Below are 18,521 nucleotides of genomic sequence, written 5' to 3'. Positions count from 1 at the left end.
CCGTTGCGAACGGTCTCCCAATCCGAGGAGGTTTTTAGGCGGCTCCGCCGAACTCCCCGGTCGAGACGATAATCGCACGGGCGATCACCGCGTCGCGCATGAGGAAACCGAGCACCGCCGGTGTGGCCTGCGGGTCGATCTCGATCTCAGGAACGTCGAGCGCGTGCACGACGAACCAGTAGTGGTGCACGCCCGTGCCCTCGGGCGGGGCAGCGCCGGTAAACGCGGGTTCACGCATTTCATTGGGCTGGGTCGTCGCGCCGGCGGGAAGCAGTTCGCTTCCCGGGGCGCCCGCCCCCGCCGCGAGCTCGGTGACGCTCGCGGGGATGTTTGCGACCGCCCAGTGCCAGAACCCGGATCCGGTCGGGGCATCCGGGTCGAAGCAGGTGACCACGAAGGACCGGGTCTCCTCGGGGAAGCCGTGCCACTGGAGCTGGGGCGATTGATTCGCGCCGCCGGCGCCCTCACCGTAGGTCTCAGCCGGCAGCGGCTCGCCGTCCTGGATGTCGGTGCTGGTCAGGGTGAAGCTCGGCACCTGGCGCATTCCCGCATAGGGGTTGAGTGCGCCTCGGCCTGGGTTCGGCTGCGACATGGAACTCCTCACTCCGTTGTTGATGATGTTTCACGTGGTCGAATCAGGCTGGTGTGCCTGCCTCAAGCCTACGGCCAGCGCTCACTCCCTGCCAGGTCGTTCATCGAGGCCGCTCGCGGGATGCGGCCCGGGATACCGGACCTTCGCCTCCGCAGCACACGGTATCGGGCTCGCCATTGTGTGCCGTACGGCCACGCTCCGTTCGTCCTCCCTCGATATACTTGCGGTTCAGCCGGGCGCACCCGCGCCCGACGGAAGTACGGGGTGATCATGGCAATGACGACGGGGTCCGAGCGGGCGCGCGCCACGCTCACTTACCTGCGCCGCAACATCACGACGGGCGAGTGGCCCGTGGGCAGCCGCATCCCCATCGAGCCCGAGCTCGCTGAGGCGACCGGCGTCGGCCGCTCCACCATCCGCGAGGCCGTCCGCTCGCTCGCGAGCGTCGGAATGCTCGAGACGCTCCCCGGCCGCGGAACGTTCGTGCGCTCCGCCGCCCCCACGAGTGCGCTCCTCAACGAGTTCCTCGCCTCGTTCACCCTCGAGGAGATCCTCAGCTACCGCCGCGCCCTCGAGATCGAGGCGGCGCAGCAGGCGTCGATGCATCGAACCGAAGAAGACGTGCGTGCGCTCGAGCACGCCGCCGAGGACGAGGTCGGCTGCACGCGCTGCCCCGTGCTCGGCTTCGCCGACGGCGAGGAGTCGGCCTTCGAGAGCCGCTTCCACCGGCTGCTCTTCGACGCTGCAAAGAACCGCCTCCTCGCCTCCCTCTACGCGGGGATCAACGAGCAGCTCCGCACCCCGGAGCATCGCGGCCGCCTCGCCAATGTGGCAACGGGCAGCGAGATGGAGCGCGACCACGCGCGCGTGCTCGACGCGATCCGCCGCAAGGACTTCATCGACGCGGTGCACGCGATGGCGGACCACGTCGACCACGACGTGGTGATCGTCAACGATCAGCACGAGGTCGTCCCGCCGCTCACCCGCACCCCCGAGCAGCAGCAGCGCATCGATTCCGCCCGAGTGGCGCAGGAGCAGGCGAACGCCTGACGCCGGCTCAGACGCGCGCTCAGCTCAGCTCGCGCGCGACGTAGGCCTGCAGGGCGTCTCGCACGAAGCCCGCTCCCTCAGCCCCGCCGTAGTTCGCGGCGAAGCGCTCGTCGGCGACGTACATCTCCGCGAGACCGAGGACGTAGCCGCGCAGGTCCCCGCCGTCGCCCGCCGGCGTCCCGGGGATTCCGCTCAGCCAGGCGACGTGCCTGGCCGAGAGTTCCTGCGCGCGCGGCGATTCCGGATCGACGCCGGCCTCTGCCGCCTCCCGCCAGGCCGCGACCAATGCGTCTGATCGGGACTTCCAGTCGCCCCGTTCGGTGTCGTTCAGGCCGCGCCACCAGGTGTCGCTCCTGCGGTAGGCCTCGCCGCCCCAGCGGCGCTCCACCTCTTCGCGGTGCTCCGCGTGGTCGAAGCCGTCGAACATTCGATCGGTCATGAGTGTCTCCTTCGTGTGGTGTGTTCCCTCCGCCGCAAGCGCGGCGATCGTGTGCTCCACCGCGGCGATCCGCGCCTCGAGGCGGGTCCGCTCGTCGTGGAGGAGCGCGAGATGGTCGGTGAGGATCCGCGTTTCCGCGGCTTCCGCCCGCTCCGTGGGGAGCCGATCGGCGTCCTGCGCCGCGAGCACCCGGCCGATCTCCGTGAGCCCGAGCCCGAGCTCGCGGAGGAGCAGGATCCTCTGCAACCGGACGAGCGCTCGCTCGTCGTAGTAGCGAAATCCGTTTCCCCCGATCCGGGTGGGTGGAAGAATCCCGATGTCGTCGTAGTGACGCAGCGTTCGCGAGGTCGTGCCCGCCGCGCGGGCGACCTGCTGAATGGTGTGTTCCATCGCTGTCCCTCCGGTCTCGTCGCTCCCGGCCCGTTCGATCGGGCCGGCACTGCCACGTTAGAAGTTGACGTTACGTCAAGGTCAAGCCTTCCGCGATCGCCCTCTCGAACCCACCGCCGCGTACGATGGATGGGTGACCGAGCCCAAGATCCTGCTGTACTACGCGTTCGCCCCGATCGCCGACCCCGACGCCGTGCGCCTGTGGCAGCGTGAGCTCTGCGAGTCGCTCGGACTGCGCGGCCGGATCATCGTGTCGAAGCACGGGATCAACGGCACCGTGGGCGGGGAACTCGACGCGTGCAAGCAGTATCTGCGGCGCACCCGCGAGTACGGTCCGTTCTCCTCGCTCGAGGTGAAGTGGAGCGAGGGTTCCGGGTTCATCGCCTCGCGACCCGAACTCCTGCACGGCGTCGACCGCGCGGCCCCCTGGCAGCGCATCGAGGATTTCCCGCGGCTCAGCGTGAAGGTCCGCGACGAGCTTGTGGCGTTCGGCATCCCCGAGGAGACCGAGGTCGACGCGAACGGCGTTGTCGGCGGGGGCGAACACCTCTCTCCCGACGCGGTGAACGCCCTGGTCGCCGAGCGCGGTGACGACGTCGTCTTCTTCGACGGGCGCAACGCGTGGGAGGCGGAGATCGGGCGCTTCCGCGGCGCCGTCGTCCCCGACACCCGCACCACCCACGACTTCATCTCGCAGATCGAGAACGGCGACTACGACGAACTCAAGGGCCGCGCCGTCGTCACCTACTGCACCGGAGGGATCCGCTGCGAGATCCTCTCGGCCGCGATGCGCAAGCGCGGTTTCGACGAGGTCTACCAGATCGACGGCGGGATCGTCCGCTACGGCGAGGCCTTCGGAAACGACGGGCTCTGGGAAGGATCGCTCGCCGTGTTCGATGGGCGCGAGGCGATGGACTTCGCCCCCGGCGCCGCGGTGATCGGGCGCTGCGCGGTGTGCGAGGCCCCCTCGAAGCAGCTCGCGAACTGCGCGGATCCGTCCTGCCGCGAGCGACTCGTGCTCTGCGCGACGCACGCGGGGGCCGGCTGCCCCGCGCACGAAACCGTCACGGCGTAAACGGCCTCCCCCGGCGGGGCAAACACGCGTTCGCTACACCTGTGAAGCGACTGAGCGCTGTGGGCGAACATGCATTGCGCCGTACGGTTCTCGTTTTAGCATTTGGGCATGGATCAGGAGAAACCCCTCGAAAGCGGCGTCGCGGCCCGGATCGTCGACCGCGCGCTCGACCGCGTGCTCGTGGTGCAGGGACCGCTCGTGCGTGCGCACGTGAAGCGCGCAACGGCGAAGCGACCGAACGCCGCTCCGGAGGACCTCGTGCGGCTGCTCGAGCGGCAGTTCCTCACGACGGTCACGGTGGGCGGCGGTGCTGTGGGCGCCGCGGCAGCCGTTCCCGGTGTCGGTACGGCGACCGCGCTCGCGATCTCGGGTGCCGAGACGGTCGGCTTCGTCGAGGCGACCGCCCTGTTCGCGCACTCGGTCACCGAGCTCCACGGGATTACCCGCGTGGATCCGGATCGGGCGCAGACCCTCGTGCTCACGCTCATGCTCGGTCAGGAGGGGCTCTCCCTGCTCAGGCAGGTATCCGGACAGGCGACGGGCGGACCTGGCCGGAACGCGTTCTGGGGAGAGTTCCTCACCTCGTCGCTCCCGCGGCAGGCCGTCGGGCCGCTGCTCGATCGGCTGCGAGCAGACTTCGTGAAGCGGCTCGCCAAAGTGGGGACCGCCTCGGTGATCGGCAAGGCGATCCCCTACGGCGTCGGCGCCGTCGTCGGAGGTACGGGAAATCACCTGCTCGGGCGCGGTGTCGTGCGGGCCTCCCGCAAGGCGTTCGGCCCCGCGCCGCTGATCCTGCCGGATCATCTGCGTTTCGAGGCGACCCCGTGGGAGGATCCCGCTGCGGCGGGCGACCCGGCGGCCGAGGCGGGCGAGAGCTCGAAGAAGCGGTCCTTCATTCTGCCGAGCCGTCTCGCCAAGCAGGCCGCGAAGAAGGCCGCACAGCGCGGCGATCCGGCGCGCGAGACGATCGTGCTGCAGGCGCCGGCCCAGTACGCTCCCCCGCAGTACGCTCCGCCGCAGTACGCTGCTCCGCAGTACGCTCCTCCGCAGTACGCACCGCGACCGGAGCAAACGGACGATCCTGGATCGCCGGCCGCCGCCTAGCCGGGAATCCCGAGGCGCTGTGAACGCCTGAGGCGACCAGGGAAAACCCGTGAGCGCTTCCCAGGGGGGGGGAATCGTCTCCCCCGAGGGCTTCGGTTATCCTCCCGCCGCCCCGTCACGCCAGGCCGGTCGGTCCTCTCCGAACTGCCGTCCAGCCCACGGCCCCGGATCCGGGACGCCCGCTGCCTGGTACGCCGGCCGCGCGATCGCGACTGTTCCGAGCGGACCGTCCACCGATCCGGGTCCCGCGAGCCGATCCGGGTCCCCGATCTCCGAGAGTTCGGTCGGGGCGAGCAGCGGGGCCCCGAGGAGCAACCCGGCGAACCCCTCGAGGGTCGCTTCGACCGTGCCCCCGCGCCCAGCACCGAGCAGGGCGATGATGCCCGCGGCGAGCAGAGCACCCGCACTGTGGTCGAGTGCCTGAGCGGGGAGCGTCCCGGGTGTGACATCCGCCCCAGACGCCGCGGCGCGACCGCCCGACCCTTCGGCGACGGCAATGCCCGTCGCCGCCTGCACGAGGCTGTCGAAGCCGCGACGGTCGGACCAGGGACTCGCACCATCGCCGCCCGGATGCGTCGCACGATCCGGGTCCGCTCCCCATGCCCGGACGCGCGCGTGGATCAGCTCAGGTCGGCGCTCGGCGAGCTGCTCCGGCTCGAGCCCGAAGCGCGCGAGCGCACCCGGGCGCGCGCCGGTGACAACCACGTCCGCCCCCGCGAGAAGCTCGGTGAGGATCCGCCTGCCGTCCGCCGATGCGAGGTCGAGGAGCGCCGATCGTTTTCCCTCCCCCGTGTCGAGCCATTGCCACAGCGGTTCGGGCCGGTGCGGCGCGTCGACACGAAGGACATCTGCGCCGAGACTGGCGAGCACCCGGGTGCCGACCGGGCCGGCGATGACCCTGGTGAAATCGAGCACCCGTAGACCGGCGAGCGGTGCAGCAGCGGTCCCGCCGCTCCACGGCCGGGCGTCTCCGACAGGGCGAAGCCGGATCGCCGGCGGCGGCCACGCGCGCCCGCGCTCGGCGGCCCACGACGCGGCGGTGCGCACTGCGACGGCGAGCCCCCCTGCGGCGAATGCGGCGCGCTCGAGCTCCCTCGCGGGCCAGTCGGCAATCGCTTCGGCCGCGGCGTCCCGAGTCCGGGTTCCGGACAGCCCGAGGGTTCGCGCGAGGGACTCGGCGTGCCACGGATAGTTGGCGTGGGTGCGTACCCAGCCGTCGCGCGCCCGGAAGAACCCACTGAGGGGATCCCAGACACTCGGCGGCTCGCCGTCCCGCCGGAAGAGGGCCGCGCTGCGATAGGACGCCCCGATCCGCTCGGGATCGAGGTCGATCGGCCCGCGCCGTTCCTGGCGGGTCGGGAGCCCGTCGATGGCGAGCGCGAGCGCGGCGGTTGCGTCTTCGGCAAGCTCGGCCGTCCGCGTGCGCGCGGGCAGCGGCACGCGGGAGGGAAGTGCGATCCGATCCGGATCAGAGCTGAGTCCGGGCTGAAGCCCAGCCATCAGCGCAGTGATAAACGAACCCATCAGGGCTTCCCTCCTCACCGCGTCCGAGGACGAACTACCAGATGCTGACGCGCTCCGCCTCATCGAGCCAGAGTCCGTCACCCGGCTTCGTGCCGTACGCCTCGTGGAACGGGGCGAGATTGCGGACGATCTGGTTACACCGGAACTCGTTGGGCGAGTGCGGGTCGATCGTGAGCAGCCGGACGGTCTCCGCTGGCCGCGACTTCTGCTGCCAGGCCTGCGCCCACGACAGGAAGAAGCGCTCGGCCCCGGTGAGACCGTCGATCACGGGAGGCTCCGCGCCCTCGAGCGAGCGGAGGTAGGCCTTCCACGCGATCTCGAGGCCGGAGAGGTCACCGATGTTCTCGCCGATCGTGAGCTCGCCGTTGACCTTCTGGCCGTCGGCACCCTCGGGCGAGAGCTCGTCGTACTGCCCGATCAGGGCCTTCGTGCGGCTCTCGAACGCGGCCCGGTCCTCCTCGGTCCACCAGTCGGTGAGCCGCCCGTCGCCGTCGTAGCGGGACCCCTGATCGTCGAAGCCGTGTCCGATCTCGTGCCCGATCACGGCGCCGATCGCGCCGAAGTTCGCCGCGGCGTCGGCGCGCTTGTCGAAGAACGGGGGCTGCAGGATCGCTGCAGGGAACACGATCTCGTTGAAGCCGGGGTTGTAGTAGGCGTTGACCGTCTGCGGGGTCATGAACCACTCGTCGCGGTCGATCGGCTTGCCAACCTTCCCCAGTTCCCGCTGGAAGTCGAACTCGGCGACCCGGCGCGCGTTGCCCATCAGGTCACCCGCGTCGGCGGCGAGCGCCGAGTAGTCGCGCCACTTCACGGGATAGCCGATCTTGGGGGTGAAGCGGTCGAGCTTTGCGAGCGCGCGCTCGCGCGTCTCCTGGCCCATCCAGTCGAGCTTCTGGATCGAGTCTCGGTAGGCCTCGATGAGGTGTTCGACGAGACCGTCCATCGCCGCCTTCGCGTCCTCGTCGAAGTGGCGCTCCACGTAGAGCCGCCCAACGGCCTCGCCCATCGCGCCCTCCACGAAGGAGACGCCGCGGCGCCAGCGCTCGCGCTGCTCGGTCGCGCCCGTGAGCGCGGTGCCGTAGAAGTCGAAGTTCGCGCGCGACAGCTCCTGCGACAGGAGCGCCGCCGATCCGCGGACGATCACCCAGTTCAGCCAGGCCTTCCAGGACTCGAGCTCAGCGGGAACGAGCAGCTCGGCGAGGCCCGTGATCGCCTCGGGCTGCGCCGCGACGACCTCGGCGAACGCGGCTTCAGGCGCACCCATCGCGGCGAGGTAGGCCTTCCAATCGAGGCCGGGGGTGAGCTCCTGCAGCTCGGCGAAACTGCGGAGGTTGTAGAGCTTCTGGATGTCGCGGCTCGCGACCTTGTCCCAGTGCGTCGCGGCGATGCGGCGCTCGAGCTCATAGCTGAGCTCCGCCTGCCGCTCGGCGTCCGGGACGCCGGCGAGTTCGAGCATGCGGGCGATGTGCGCGCGATACTGCTCGCGGGTCTCGGCGAACTGCTCCTCGCGGTAGTAGGACTCGTCCGGCAGCCCGATCCCGCCCTGCATCACGAAGACGATGTACCGCTCCGGGTTGCCCGGGTCGTTGTCGACATACATGCCGTAGAAGCCGCCGACGCCCTCGCGTTCGAGGCGTGCGACGAGCTCCACGAACTCGGGGATCGTCTCCACCGCGGCCACGCTCGCGAGGTCCGCGGCGATCGGCTCAGCCCCCAGGGCGTCCGCCCGCTCGACATCCATGAAGCTCGCGTAGAGCGCGGCGACCTTGTCCGCCTCCTGCTCGGCGGGGGCGCCGGCGGCGGGAGCCTCCGTGCCCATGATGATGTCGCGGACCGCCTCCTCCGCGTTCTCCGCGAGCACGGCGAAGGAGCCGTAGCGGGCCTTGTCCGAGGGAATCTCGGTGCGCTCAATCCATCGCCCGTTGACGTGCGTGAACAGATCGTCCTGCGGACGGATCGCTGGGTCGAGTTCGCTGATATCGATTCCGGAGACCGGTGCGGCGTTGCTCATGGGCTCCACCCTATCTGCGCGTCCTCCGGAAGTGTCCGGGGTGCCAGATACTGTGAGTAATGTGAACGAGATTCCACCCTCCACGGGGCGGGGGCCGACGAACGGCCCAGCCGCGGAGCCGGACGAGCCCGCCGGCGGGTCCGTCCAGCCTGAAAACGCGCCCGCCGGTCGCGGCGAGCGGCGAGCGATCGATCGTCGCATCGCCGCGCTCGCCGTCCCTGCACTCGGCGCGCTGATCGCCGAGCCGCTGTTCCTCGTGGTGGATTCCGCGCTCGTCGGCCACCTCGGGGCGGGGCCGCTCGCGGGCCTCGCCGTGGCAAGCGCGATACTGCAGACCGCTGTCGGCCTGATGATCTTCCTGGCCTACGCGACGACGCCGCTGGTCGCCCGGCGCCGCGGCGCAGGCGACCTGCGGGGGGCGGTGCAGGCCGGCATCGACGGGCTCTGGCTCGCGCTCGGCATCGGGGCGGTCGTCGGTCTCGGCTTGTGGGCGCTCTCCTCCCCGCTCGTGGCGGCGTTCGGTGTCGATGCCGCAACGGCGAAGCAGGCGCTCGCCTACCTGACCGTGTCGTGTCTCGGGATCCCGGCGATGCTCGTCGTGTTCGCGGCGAGCGGGCTCCTCCGTGGCCTGCAGGACACCCGCACCCCGCTCTTCGTCGCCACAATCGGTTTCGCCCTGAATGCGCTGCTGAACTGGTGGTTTATTTATGGCCTCGGCTTCGGGATCGCCGGCAGCGCATGGGGCACCGTGGCGGCGCAGTGGAGCATGGTCGTGGTCTACCTGCTCGTGATCGCGCATCACGCCCGCCGGCACGGGGCCGGTTTCCTGCCGCAGCTCGGCGGCCTCGCCCACGCGGGCCGCAGCGGCGGCTGGCTGTTTGTTCGCACGGTCGGCCTGCGGGCGGCGCTGCTCGTCACGGTGTTCGCGGCGACGAGCCACGGCACGGCGGCAACCGCCGGCTACCAGATCGTGTTCACCCTGTTCTCGACCGCGGCGTTTGCCCTGGACGCGCTCGCGATCGCGGCCCAGGCGCTCGTGGGCGACGCGCTCGGCGCAGGCGACGCCGCGCGCACCCGCATCATCGTGCGCCGCACGGTGCTCTGGGGGATCGTGTTCGGTGTGGTCGCCGGCGGGCTTCTGGCCGCGGCGAGTCCCGTCCTCGGGCGGATTTTCACGAGCGATCCCGCGGTGCTGTCGATCCTGCCTCCCGCGCTCCTCGTGCTGGGCGTCTCCCTGCCGCTCGGGGGTCTCGTCTTCGTGCTCGACGGGGTGCTCATGGGCGCAGGGGACGCCCGCTACCTCGCCTGGACGAGCCTCGTGAACCTCGCCGTCTACCTCCCGGCGCTCTGGGCGCTCACGGTGCTGGTGCCGAGCGGCACGGCCGCCCTTGTCGCGCTCACGGCCGGTTTCACGATCGTGTTCATGGCGGCCCGCGCGGTCACGCTCGGGCTGCGCACGCGGAGCGACCGGTGGATCCGGCTCGGCGTCTGATCCGCCGCGGATCGCCGCTGCGATGCCCCACTGTCGCCCGGAGTCGCCGGTCCCCTAGACTCAGCGCGTGACCACAGCGCGCCACCCCGACGCCCCCGGCAGCGGCCGCAACCGGAACTGGTCGAATGCGATCCTGCTCGTATTCGCGCTCATGGGGGTCGGCTTCGGCAGCTGGCTCGGCCGTCTTCCCGCGGTGCGCGATCACCTCGGCGCGAGCACCTTCGAGATGAGCCTGATCGGCCTCACGCTCGCCGTCGGCTCGGTGATCGGCCTCATCCTGTCCGGTCGCACGGTCGCGATTCTCGGCCCCGCCCGGTCGCTCGCGGTCTGCATCGTCGCCCAGGCCCTCGCCATGACCTGCGCGAGCATCCTGTTCTGGGTGCATCTCCCGGTCGCAGGAGCGATCTGCCTCGCCGTGTACGGCTTCACATTCGCAACGGGCGACGTCGCGATGAACGTGTCGGGGGCGAGCGTCGAACGCGCGCTCCGCAGGTCCCGCATGCCGCTCTTCCACGCCGGTTACAGCTTCGGCAGCGTCGGCGCCATGGGCATGGGCGCGCTCGCCGAGTCGCTCAGGATCCCCGTCCCGCTGCACCTGGGCGTGATCTTCGTCGCGCTCGTTGCCGGCATCCTGCTGGCGCTCCGCTTCGTCCCGAACGCCGATCCGCAGACCGCCGACACCGAGGTGCATCCGAGCGTGCACACCGGGCCGATCACTCTGCCCGCGACGGAATCGACTGCCGAATCCGTCGCGGGAACCACGGCCGGAAACGCGTCTGGAAACGCGTCCGGGCCCGTCGCGGGGGCGTCCGCTGCTTCTTCCGCGCGCGACTACTCCCCGTGGCGCGACCCTCGGATCCTGATCATCGGCCTGATCGCGATGAGCATGGGTCTCGCGGAGGGCACGGCAGCCGACTGGCTGCCCCTCGCGCTCGCCGACGGCCGCGACTTCGCCAACTCGACGGCCACGCTCATCCTCGGTGTCTTCTTCGTCTCCATGACGCTCTCGCGCATCGCGGGGACGTGGGTGCTTCCGGCGTTCGGCCGGGTCGCGGTGCTGCGCTGGGGCGCGCTGTTCGTGGTCGCCGGCGTCGCGATCACGATCCTCATCCCCGCTTCCTGGGCCGCGGTGGCCGGCGCGGTGCTGTGGGGCGTGGGGTGCGCGTACGGATTCCCGGTCGGGATCTCGGCGGCCTCCGACAACCCGCAGACCGCGATCCGCGGCGTCGCCACCGTGTCCGCGATCGCGTACACCTCGTTCCTCCTCGGACCGATGCTGATCGGTCTGCTCGGCGAGAAGTTCGGACTCCTGCCGGCGTTCTGGCCGCTCGCCGGCTTCGCCGTACTCACGATCGTCTTCGCGGGCAGCGCCCGTGAACCGGACGCGACCGCCGCACAGCGGCGCTGAGCGGCGGTCGGCGGTGCAGAAACGGTCCTGATCCGGGGTGAATACCGCGATTTTTGGCTCGTGATTCGGCACCCGCCCCGGATTACGCCGTATTTCCCCAATCATTAAACGACATCTGTAACATGGGGAATCCGGGCGGCTGCTGCGGAATCGTTCCCGATGGAACGATTCCTCCCCCCCTGCAGTCGTCCGGGCCAAGCGCCACGCGGGCGATCGCGGTCCTCGCCGAGCGCCGGCGACCCCCACCCGCAGGATCGGCAGAACCATGGCCCAGCAGCCCACCACCTCGCAGACCACGAAAGTTCATCTCGGCGGCTGGGTGCGCGCACTCCTCGGCGCCGCGATGCTCGGCGTCCTCGTGGCCTACACGCTGACCAGGATCCTCGACCTCGGGGCAGCGGTCTTCCCCGGCGACTGGCTCGTGCTCCTCCTCGTCGAGGCCATGCTGTGCGCGTTCCTCCTGAGCTGGCATCAGCTTCGGATCGAAGGCAGTGCACTGGTGATCCAGTGGTTCCCCTATTTCACCAGGCGAGTTCCCCGGGACGAACTGGAAAGCGTCGCTGAGGCGACCGCCGACCCCTGGCAGACCGGCTCGGGCGCGCGAATGATCGGCAGCGGCGCACTCACCCCCATGCAGAGCGGGACCACGGCGGTGCTGCTCACTTTCGTCTCGCAGAAGTTCCTGGTCACCCTGAACGACGACGACGAAACCGCCGAGTTCATCGCGCGATTGCAGCACTCACTCCCCCGTCCGTAACGCACCGAGCCGCCTCACCTCCGGGCCGAGCCCCTCATCTCGACCGCGGGACCGGCCGCCGTTCGAACCGTCCGCCCACCAGGGACGGGTACACTCGTGCGGGTGCGAATCGTTGTTGCAGACTGCTCCGTGGACTATGCCGGACGCCTCGCCGCGCACCTGCCGCGCGCCAAGCGCGTCCTCATGCTGAAGGGCGACGGCTCGATCCTCGTCCACTCCGACGGCGGCTCCTACAAGCCGCTCAACTGGATGAGCCCGCCCTGCTCGCTCGCGACCCTCGACCTCGACGAGGATCAGGAAGCCGCCGGTGTCGTGGAGGCGTGGCAGGTCACGCACAAAAAGACCGCGGACCGGCTCGTCGTCTCCGTGTACGAGTTCTTCCACGATTCGACGCACGACCTGGGAGTCGACCCCGGCCTCATCAAGGACGGCGTCGAAGCCCACCTGCAGGAGCTCCTCGCCGACCAGATCGAGCTCGCGGGCGAGGGCCACACGCTCGTCCGCCGCGAATATATGACCGCGATCGGGCCCGTCGACATCCTGGCTCGTGACGCCGAGGGCGCCTCCGTCGCGATCGAGATCAAGCGCCGCGGCGAGATCGACGGCGTCGAGCAGCTCACCCGCTACCTCGAACTCATGAACCGCGACCCCCTCCTCGCCCCCGTGACCGGGATCTTCGCCGCGCAGGAGATCAAGCCGCAGGCGCGCACCCTCGCCGAGGACCGCGGCATCCGATGCCTCGTGCTCGACTACGACGCGATGCGCGGCATGGAGGACCAGAACACGCTGTTCTGAGAATCTCGGCGCGGCACCTGGGCCTCCGGAATCCCGAACCGGCGGGTTCCCTCGCGGTGAGCTCTTTGCGCTTCAGAGCATCCTGACGAGAGCGCGTTTCTTGAGGAAATACGCGTGCGTCTCGATCTCACCGCGCTCGTACTGCTGCTCGAGCTCACGGATCGCCGCGGCCGCGTCGGCGCGTTGGTCGAGATCGTCCGCTGAGGCGATCTCCAGTTGCTCCCTGATTCGCACACTGCCCCCGACCCGACCGAAACTGCGTTCGATCAGGATAACCTGCGATCGCGCAGGTGGCGTGCGCAAGCGCCGATCAGGGCGCTGACGACTGACCGACGCCCCGTCGCCCGCCTCACGCGCTCAGAGGCAGCGCCGGGGCGCGCTAGCCGTACGGATTGGTCGTCGGCTTGCCCGACTCCACGTCGCGGATGAGGGCGGGGTCGTCTTCGCCCTTTCGCGGATCCGCGTCGGCATCGAAGGGCTCCGTTGCGCCGTCCATCACCGGCTCGTCGAGGGTTTCCTCGGGCTCGCGCTGATGCTCGTTTTGGTTCTCTGAACTGGGGCTCATATCTCTCAGTAACGCACAGACCGCGCGCGAAATCTAGCCCAGGCGGGCAACTTCCTCAGAGGCCTGAGGCCGGGGCATCTCGCCTCCCCGCCGCTTCGCCCCGCCAGCGGCCGCCCCGGGGCCGCGCGAACCGCACGGCGATCGACCCGCGACGGCTAGGCTCGTCGTGAGTTCAGACAGATAGGAAAGGTGCGCCCGATGAGCAGCACGAACCCGGGTCAGTACGGCGAGACCCCCCAGGATCCCGCGGCGCCGCAGCACACGGCACCCCTGGTGCCTCCGGCGCCCCCTGCTCGCCCGGCCGCACCCTCGGCCCCCTCGGTGCCCCAGTACGCGGCTCCCGCTGCGCCCGCTGCGCCCGCTGCGCCGCAGTACGCCACCCAGCAGCCTCAGTATGCCCCGCCCGCGCCGCCGCTCCCGCAGCAGCACCCGTCTGCTCCGGTCGCCCCGGGGTTCTCGCAGCAGATGCCCCAGGCGGATCCTGCGCGGTGGAGCGGCATGGCCGTCACCGGATTCATCCTCAGCATCGCGGGCTTCATTCTCCCGCTCGCCTCGCTCATCTCGATCGTATTCTCGAGCATCGGGCTCTCGGCGACGCGCGGCAACATCAGGCGGGGTCGTGCGCTCGCGGTCTGGGGCCTGACGCTCGGCATCATCAGCTGCACGCTCGGAGCGATCTTCGGCGTGATCGGGGCGATGCAGGGAAACAGCTTCTAGCGCCCTCGCGCTCTGCAATCCTTCGTGTGCCCCGGCCGTTTCTGGCCGGGGCACACGCGTTTCCGTCGCTCTACAGGTGCATTCGCCCCATGAATCGCACTCGGGTACGACGCCGAAGTTCATGCTCGGGAGCGATTCGGAACGTCTCGTATTCCGCAATCGTTGAGTCGCCGGCGCCGATCCCGCGCCCCGGCGAGCGAAACAGCTTCAGAGTGAAGGAAACGCAGCGCATGAACAGAAACATCAGATCAGTCGCGAAGGCAGGGGCGTGCACCGCGCTCATCGGCGCGATGCTCTTCGGCGGAGCAGCAGTGGCGAACGCTCACGGTTACGTCGGCAGCGAGTTCTCCGACGTCGTTGCCCGCGCGGCCATGAAGTCGAACCGCGATCTCGGCCCGATCGCCTCGGAGCCGCAGTCCGTCGAGGGACCGAAGGGCTTCAGCCTCAACCCGGCGACCGGCGGGCCGGTCGACGGCAAGCTCGCCTCCGCGGGCAATTGGCGATCGGTGAAGCTCGACGAACAGAGCCCGGAGCGCTGGGTCGAGAACGAGGTCACCGTCGGCCAGACCCTCAACATCGGATGGGAGTACACCGCTCCCCACCGCACCTCGCAGTGGCACTACTACATCACGAAGAACGGCTGGGACCAGTCGAAGCCCCTCACGCGTTCGGCCCTGCAGCCGCTCACGAGTTTCACGCACGACGGCACCCCGGCGCCGCGCGGCCGCACGCACCAGGTCACGCTCCCCGCGGATCACGTCGGCGATCACATCCTGTACGCGGTCTGGGACGTTGCCGACACGGGCAACGCCTTCTACAGCGTGATCGACCTGCACATCTCGGGGAAGGCGCAGGCCACCCAGGCCCCGGCACCGGTCACCGTTGCGCCGCCAGCGCACACCTCGCACCCCGCACCTGCTCAGCCCGCTCCCGCCCCCGCTCCCGCGGCGTCGAAGCCGGAGCTGCCGAGCAAGGGTCCCGCCTCGCCCGAGTCCCTGCACTCGATGGGTACGACCGCGACGAGCGTCGATCTCATGTGGTTCTCCGCGGAGGACGGCGCGAACGAGAGCTACGCGGTCTACCGCTCCACCCGGGGCGCACGCCCCGAGCGGATCGCAACGACCTCGAAGGCCCGCTACCTCGATCGGAATCTCACGCCCGACACCAAGTACGCCTACTTCGTCGTGACGATCGATGCCGCGGGCAACGCCTCGCAGCCGAGCGAGCCCTTCGTCGTGACGACGCGGACCGCGCCGGTCGCCCAGCCGGCACCCGCTCCGGCTCCCGCCCCTGCACCGGCGCCCGCACCGGCACCGGCACCGGCGCCCGCACCCGCTCCGAAGCCGGTCACCACCCCGGCAAAGCCCGCGCCCGCTCCCGCCCCTGCAACGGCAGGCGTCGTGAGGCCGTGGTCCTCCATCGCGGCGTACAAGAAGGGTGAACGCGTCAGCCACAACGGCGCGATCTACGTCGCCATTCAGGACTACCGCGGATGCGGGAATCCGGGCTGGATCTTTGCCCCCTCCCTCTGGAAGCGGGTCGGATAGCCCTGATCCACCGCGATATTCGCGGCATTCGTCGCGTTCGCGGAAATCGCCCCGATCCGGTTGGTTACGGTATCAAACCTGCCAGCCGGGTCGGGGCGCACGCCCACCCTCCCCCATGAAATTCGGGCCCGGTCGGCGCACACAGAGGAACCACCATTACTTCGCAATCACCCCCGCACGCCGCACCGTCTCCCGCCCAGCAGGCCCCCGCCACAGGCTCACCCACTGAGCAGCTCCACGCTCGCGAGCCTTCGCCGCCCGGCCCCCGCACGACGCCGGATCCGATCCGAATTCTCCTCGTTGACGATCAGGAACTCATCCGGATCGGCCTCCGCCTGGTCCTCGACGGCGAGCCCGACTTCGAGGTCATCGGCGAGGCGGAGGACGGCGCCCAGGCCGTACAGCTCTCGGATGAGCTCGATCCGGATGTGATTCTCATGGATGTCCACATGCCGGGGACCGACGGCATCGTCGCGACCGAGCGGATCTGCGGCGAGCGCACCTGCTCGAGGGTGATCGCCATAACGGCGTTCGACGTGGACGATCACGCCTTCGGGATGCTGCGCGCAGGCGCGAGCGGGTTTCTCCTCAAGGACGCGGGACCGGACGCACTGTGCGCTGCGGTTCGGGCCGTGCACGCCGGCGATGCCGTCGTCTCGCCCCGCGTCACTCGCCGTCTGATCGACCGCTTCGTTCACCGGCTCCCGAGCCCGTGCGCCCCGGGCTGCCACCTGGGCGAGCTCACTTCGCGGGAGGCAGAGATCCTGGGCGCGATCGGCGAGGGTTTGAACAACACGGAGCTCGCCGAGCGCTTCACCCTCTCGGAATCAACGGTCAAGACCCACGTCGGCCGGATCCTCAAGAAGCTCCACCTGCGGGATCGCGTGCAGGCGGTGCTGTACGCCTGCCGGACGTCCCACAAGGACCGCTGATCCCCTCCCCGAGTTCAGGGAGCGAGGACGCCAGGCACTCTGGTAGCTAGGACGCCAGGTGCGCGCAGGTCTGGATCACGCCCTGCATCTCGTCGACGGCGCTCGGATCGGTCGCTGCTCTGCGCTCGAGTTTCTGCATCTCGTCGAAGGTGAAGTTCTTCTCGGACTCCTGCAGCGCGCACTCGCAGTAGGCGCTCTTCCCACCCGACGTGGCCTCGCAGGATTTCAGAAAGGCCTGGCGATTCACCTCGGGCCAACCCGACGCCGTCGTGTCGCCGCCCTCCTGCTCGGCCGAGTTCCCCTCCTGGGGAGCTGGCGTCCCGCCACCCTGGGAGATGGGGTTCGGGATCATTCCACAGCCCGCGAACGAAGCCGACAGGGCGAGGGCCGCGGCGACGTACCCCAGTTTCTTCACTGTCTTCACGCGGATCACGGTATCAGCCCGGCTCCCCCGATCGGGGATTCTTCACGAGTTTTCATCTTCGTTCACGTGCCGTGCTTCGGATCGAAATCGCCCGGACCGCCTCGCCAGAGGACTCGGCCGCCAGCCGGGCTCAGACCGAGCGCAGTCCCGCGAGAATGATGTCGAGCCCCCGCTCGAACGAGGCGTCCAGGGCGGCCGTGCCGGCCCGCGAGGCGTCGACATCGCCGGGATCGTCCGTCGCTGCCGGGTTCTGGCTCGCGATCAGCGCCCCCATCTCCTCGGCCTGCTGATGGGTCTGGGTCGACTGCGTGTGCCCGAACGTGTAGAGGATCAGGGTGAGCGCCCCGTCCGGGCCGACGAGTTCGGTGAGGTGCTCTTCGATCCGGGAGGAGCCGAGCCGGAAGGCGGCGGCCGTCGCGACGACTTCGGCGCCATCGCGGATTCTGAGGAGTGCGGCCCTGAGCTCGCGGCAGAACTCGCGCGGATCCGTTGTGCGCGCTCCCACTTCCCTCACGATCTCGTCTGCCATCAGGGAAAGCAGGGTCTGCTTGTTGGGCACGTGGTGGTAGAGCGCGCTCGGCTGTACGTCGAGCTCGGACGCGACCCGTCGCATCGAGCAGCTTTCGAGCCCGTGCTCGTGCAGCACACGCAACGCCGCGGAGACGACGTCTGCGAGGGAGTTGCGCATTTCCCCAGCCTATCGGTAACCTGAACATCGTTCACCAGAACAGTGTTCAGGTGAACAGCGTTCTTGTGATCGATGTTCGGGCGACCGGCACGCAGGAGCCGCCCCGCCGGCCAGGCACCCCCCGCCTGGCCGGCACCGCTCACCGAAGGAGCCGATGTGACCCCCAACGACGCCGCGTCGCAGCCCGAGGCCGCCGGCCGGCCTGCCGCCTCTGCCGCACCAGCCACCCCGGCCGCATCGGCCGCCCCGGCCGCCCCGGCCGCCCCAGCCGCCCCGGCCGCACCTGCCGCCCTGCCCGCCTCCGAGTCCACGAGCCCCGCGCGGCCCGCAACCGCCCAGGATCCGCAGTCCGCCCCGCGGGCAGCGTCCCGCCCCGCCCGGCGCCGGCGCGGCACCGCGACGGACCTCGCCCTGATCGCCACCTTCGCTGCGCTGCTCGCGGTGTGCGCGATTCTCCCCGCGATCAGCGTCGGACCGGTCCCGATCACGCTTCAGACGCTCGCGGTCATGCTCACCGGCGCCGTGCTCGGAGCCCGCCGCGGGTTCCTCTCCGTCGCGCTGTACCTCGCGCTCGGCGCGATCGGCCTCCCGATCTTCACCGGCGGCGCGGCCGGCCTCGCACCGTTCGCCGGCCCCTCGGTCGGCTACCTCGTCGCCTTCCCGTTCGCCGCGGCGGCCACGGGATTCATTGTCGAGCGGCTCCCTCGCCGTCGGATCGCGACGAGCATCCCCCTCGTCTTCCTCGCGGGCCTCGCCGCGAGCTTCATCTTCATCCATCCCCTCGGCATCCTGGGCATGTCCTGGCGTCTCGATCTGACGCTGCAGCAGGCGTTCCTCGCGGATCTGGTGTTCTGGCCGGGTGACGTGATCAAGAACCTCCTGATGGCGATCATCGCGACGGCCGTGCACCGCGCCTTCCCGTCGCTGCTCCCGCTCCGCGCGGCACAGCGCACCTCGAGCGCCGCGCCCCTCCCGGGCGAAACCGAGTCCTCGGCAGCGCGCGCGTGAGAG

Annotated in this window: 19 protein-coding genes; 11 read left to right on the top strand and 8 right to left on the bottom strand. The window is 70.0% G+C overall.

The genetic code is table 11. The features are described 5' to 3' along the window. Nucleotides 1-34: 34 nt before the first annotated feature. A complete protein-coding gene (locus JD292_RS08535) occupies nt 35-592 on the bottom strand; it encodes a YbhB/YbcL family Raf kinase inhibitor-like protein (protein WP_200132325.1) in 558 nt (185 codons plus the stop codon). A 270-nt stretch (nt 593-862) separates the two neighbouring features. On the opposite strand from JD292_RS08535, the gene JD292_RS08530 reads away from it, so the two are divergent. Continuing rightward, nucleotides 863-1,642, top strand: a complete 780-nt coding sequence (locus tag JD292_RS08530; RefSeq protein ID WP_200132324.1) for a FadR/GntR family transcriptional regulator — start codon at nt 863-865, stop codon at nt 1,640-1,642. A 19-nt stretch (nt 1,643-1,661) separates the two neighbouring features. On the opposite strand, the gene JD292_RS08525 is transcribed toward JD292_RS08530, so the two are convergent. After that, complete coding sequence (locus tag JD292_RS08525; protein WP_200132323.1) at nt 1,662-2,471, bottom strand: MerR family transcriptional regulator; 810 nt, start codon at nt 2,469-2,471, stop codon at nt 1,662-1,664. A 133-nt stretch (nt 2,472-2,604) separates the two neighbouring features. Here JD292_RS08525 and JD292_RS08520 point away from each other — a divergent pair, with 133 nt between their 5' ends. After that, nucleotides 2,605-3,546, top strand: coding sequence for a tRNA uridine(34) hydroxylase (locus JD292_RS08520; protein ID WP_200132322.1), 942 nt, complete (start codon nt 2,605-2,607; stop codon nt 3,544-3,546). Nucleotides 3,547-3,654: 108 nt separating this feature from the next. After that, a complete protein-coding gene (locus tag JD292_RS08515; protein WP_200132321.1) occupies nt 3,655-4,650 on the top strand; it encodes a hypothetical protein in 996 nt (331 codons plus the stop codon). A 96-nt stretch (nt 4,651-4,746) separates the two neighbouring features. Here JD292_RS08515 and JD292_RS08510 read toward each other — a convergent pair whose 3' ends face one another. Together JD292_RS08510 and JD292_RS08505 are read right to left on the bottom strand one after the other, a co-directional pair. After that, nucleotides 4,747-6,150 (bottom strand): CoA transferase, encoded by a 1,404-nt coding sequence (locus tag JD292_RS08510; protein WP_200132320.1) that lies wholly within the window; start codon nt 6,148-6,150, stop codon nt 4,747-4,749. Between the two features lie 58 nt (nt 6,151-6,208). After that, nucleotides 6,209-8,185 (bottom strand): M13 family metallopeptidase, encoded by a 1,977-nt coding sequence (locus JD292_RS08505; RefSeq protein WP_200132319.1) that lies wholly within the window; start codon nt 8,183-8,185, stop codon nt 6,209-6,211. 187 nt (nt 8,186-8,372) lie between these two features. On the opposite strand from JD292_RS08505, the gene JD292_RS08500 reads away from it, so the two are divergent. The 4 genes from JD292_RS08500 to nucS all read left to right on the top strand — a co-directional run bounded on the left by JD292_RS08500 (nt 8,373) and on the right by nucS (nt 12,637). Next, complete coding sequence (locus tag JD292_RS08500) at nt 8,373-9,677, top strand: MATE family efflux transporter (RefSeq protein WP_369411211.1); 1,305 nt, start codon at nt 8,373-8,375, stop codon at nt 9,675-9,677. Between the two features lie 67 nt (nt 9,678-9,744). Continuing rightward, nucleotides 9,745-11,085: an MFS transporter gene (locus tag JD292_RS08495; RefSeq protein WP_369411204.1), complete on the top strand. Its 1,341-nt coding sequence runs from the start codon at nt 9,745-9,747 to the stop codon at nt 11,083-11,085. Between the two features lie 265 nt (nt 11,086-11,350). Then, nucleotides 11,351-11,842, top strand: a complete 492-nt coding sequence (locus tag JD292_RS08490; RefSeq protein WP_200132317.1) for a hypothetical protein — start codon at nt 11,351-11,353, stop codon at nt 11,840-11,842. 102 nt (nt 11,843-11,944) lie between these two features. Then, nucleotides 11,945-12,637, top strand: coding sequence for an endonuclease NucS (nucS, locus tag JD292_RS08485; RefSeq protein WP_200132316.1), 693 nt, complete (start codon nt 11,945-11,947; stop codon nt 12,635-12,637). Between the two features lie 379 nt (nt 12,638-13,016). Here nucS and JD292_RS08480 read toward each other — a convergent pair whose 3' ends face one another. Next, nucleotides 13,017-13,202, bottom strand: coding sequence for a hypothetical protein (locus JD292_RS08480; protein WP_200132315.1), 186 nt, complete (start codon nt 13,200-13,202; stop codon nt 13,017-13,019). A 198-nt stretch (nt 13,203-13,400) separates the two neighbouring features. Here JD292_RS08480 and JD292_RS08475 point away from each other — a divergent pair, with 198 nt between their 5' ends. Together JD292_RS08475 and JD292_RS08470 are read left to right on the top strand one after the other, a co-directional pair. Further along, on the top strand, nt 13,401-13,919 hold the full coding sequence (locus tag JD292_RS08475) for a DUF4190 domain-containing protein (protein ID WP_200132314.1): 519 nt from the start codon (nt 13,401-13,403) through the stop codon (nt 13,917-13,919). A gap of 230 nt (nt 13,920-14,149) precedes the next feature. Continuing rightward, nucleotides 14,150-15,466, top strand: coding sequence for a lytic polysaccharide monooxygenase (locus JD292_RS08470; protein ID WP_233613880.1), 1,317 nt, complete (start codon nt 14,150-14,152; stop codon nt 15,464-15,466). A 218-nt stretch (nt 15,467-15,684) separates the two neighbouring features. Here JD292_RS08470 and JD292_RS12465 read toward each other — a convergent pair whose 3' ends face one another. Beyond that, entirely contained in the window at nt 15,685-15,915 is a 231-nt protein-coding gene (locus JD292_RS12465) for a hypothetical protein (protein ID WP_369411203.1), read from the bottom strand. Here JD292_RS12465 and JD292_RS08465 point away from each other — a divergent pair. After that, the gene (locus tag JD292_RS08465; protein ID WP_369411210.1) at nt 15,802-16,398 is read left to right on the top strand and encodes a response regulator; all 597 of its coding nucleotides are present in this window, start codon (nt 15,802-15,804) and stop codon (nt 16,396-16,398) included. The genes JD292_RS12465 and JD292_RS08465 overlap by 114 nt on opposite strands. 46 nt (nt 16,399-16,444) lie before the next feature. On the opposite strand, the gene JD292_RS08460 is transcribed toward JD292_RS08465, so the two are convergent. Then, complete coding sequence (locus tag JD292_RS08460; RefSeq protein ID WP_200132313.1) at nt 16,445-16,822, bottom strand: hypothetical protein; 378 nt, start codon at nt 16,820-16,822, stop codon at nt 16,445-16,447. A 130-nt stretch (nt 16,823-16,952) separates the two neighbouring features. Next, nucleotides 16,953-17,510 (bottom strand): TetR family transcriptional regulator, encoded by a 558-nt coding sequence (locus JD292_RS08455; RefSeq protein ID WP_200132312.1) that lies wholly within the window; start codon nt 17,508-17,510, stop codon nt 16,953-16,955. Between the two features lie 156 nt (nt 17,511-17,666). Between JD292_RS08455 and JD292_RS08450 the strand changes: the two genes are divergently transcribed. Beyond that, the gene (locus tag JD292_RS08450) at nt 17,667-18,518 is read left to right on the top strand and encodes a biotin transporter BioY (protein ID WP_369411202.1); all 852 of its coding nucleotides are present in this window, start codon (nt 17,667-17,669) and stop codon (nt 18,516-18,518) included. Nucleotides 18,519-18,521 lie beyond the last annotated feature (3 nt).

It is taken from the genome of Leucobacter edaphi (assembly GCF_016522535.1).
Taxonomy (GTDB): Bacteria; Actinomycetota; Actinomycetes; order Actinomycetales; family Microbacteriaceae; genus Leucobacter; species Leucobacter edaphi.
Note: the sequence above shows the minus strand (reverse complement) of the source record. Positions and strands in the feature narration are given on the sequence as shown.

Excerpts from the sequence above, each read along its gene's own strand:
- JD292_RS08535 (WP_200132325.1), bottom strand. The coding sequence starts at position 592 with ATGTCGCAGCCGAACCCAGGCCGAGGCGCACTCAACCCCTATGCGGGA.
- JD292_RS08530 (WP_200132324.1), top strand. The coding sequence starts at position 863 with ATGGCAATGACGACGGGGTCCGAGCGGGCGCGCGCCACGCTCACTTAC.
- JD292_RS08525 (WP_200132323.1), bottom strand. The coding sequence starts at position 2,471 with ATGGAACACACCATTCAGCAGGTCGCCCGCGCGGCGGGCACGACCTCG.
- JD292_RS08515 (WP_200132321.1), top strand. The coding sequence starts at position 3,655 with ATGGATCAGGAGAAACCCCTCGAAAGCGGCGTCGCGGCCCGGATCGTC.
- JD292_RS08510 (WP_200132320.1), bottom strand. The coding sequence starts at position 6,150 with ATGGCTGGGCTTCAGCCCGGACTCAGCTCTGATCCGGATCGGATCGCA.
- JD292_RS08505 (WP_200132319.1), bottom strand. The coding sequence starts at position 8,185 with ATGAGCAACGCCGCACCGGTCTCCGGAATCGATATCAGCGAACTCGAC.
- JD292_RS08490 (WP_200132317.1), top strand. The coding sequence starts at position 11,351 with ATGGCCCAGCAGCCCACCACCTCGCAGACCACGAAAGTTCATCTCGGC.
- JD292_RS08480 (WP_200132315.1), bottom strand. The coding sequence starts at position 13,202 with ATGAGCCCCAGTTCAGAGAACCAAAACGAGCATCAGCGCGAGCCCGAG.
- JD292_RS08475 (WP_200132314.1), top strand. The coding sequence starts at position 13,401 with ATGAGCAGCACGAACCCGGGTCAGTACGGCGAGACCCCCCAGGATCCC.
- JD292_RS08470 (WP_233613880.1), top strand. The coding sequence starts at position 14,150 with ATGAACAGAAACATCAGATCAGTCGCGAAGGCAGGGGCGTGCACCGCG.
- JD292_RS08455 (WP_200132312.1), bottom strand. The coding sequence starts at position 17,510 with ATGCGCAACTCCCTCGCAGACGTCGTCTCCGCGGCGTTGCGTGTGCTG.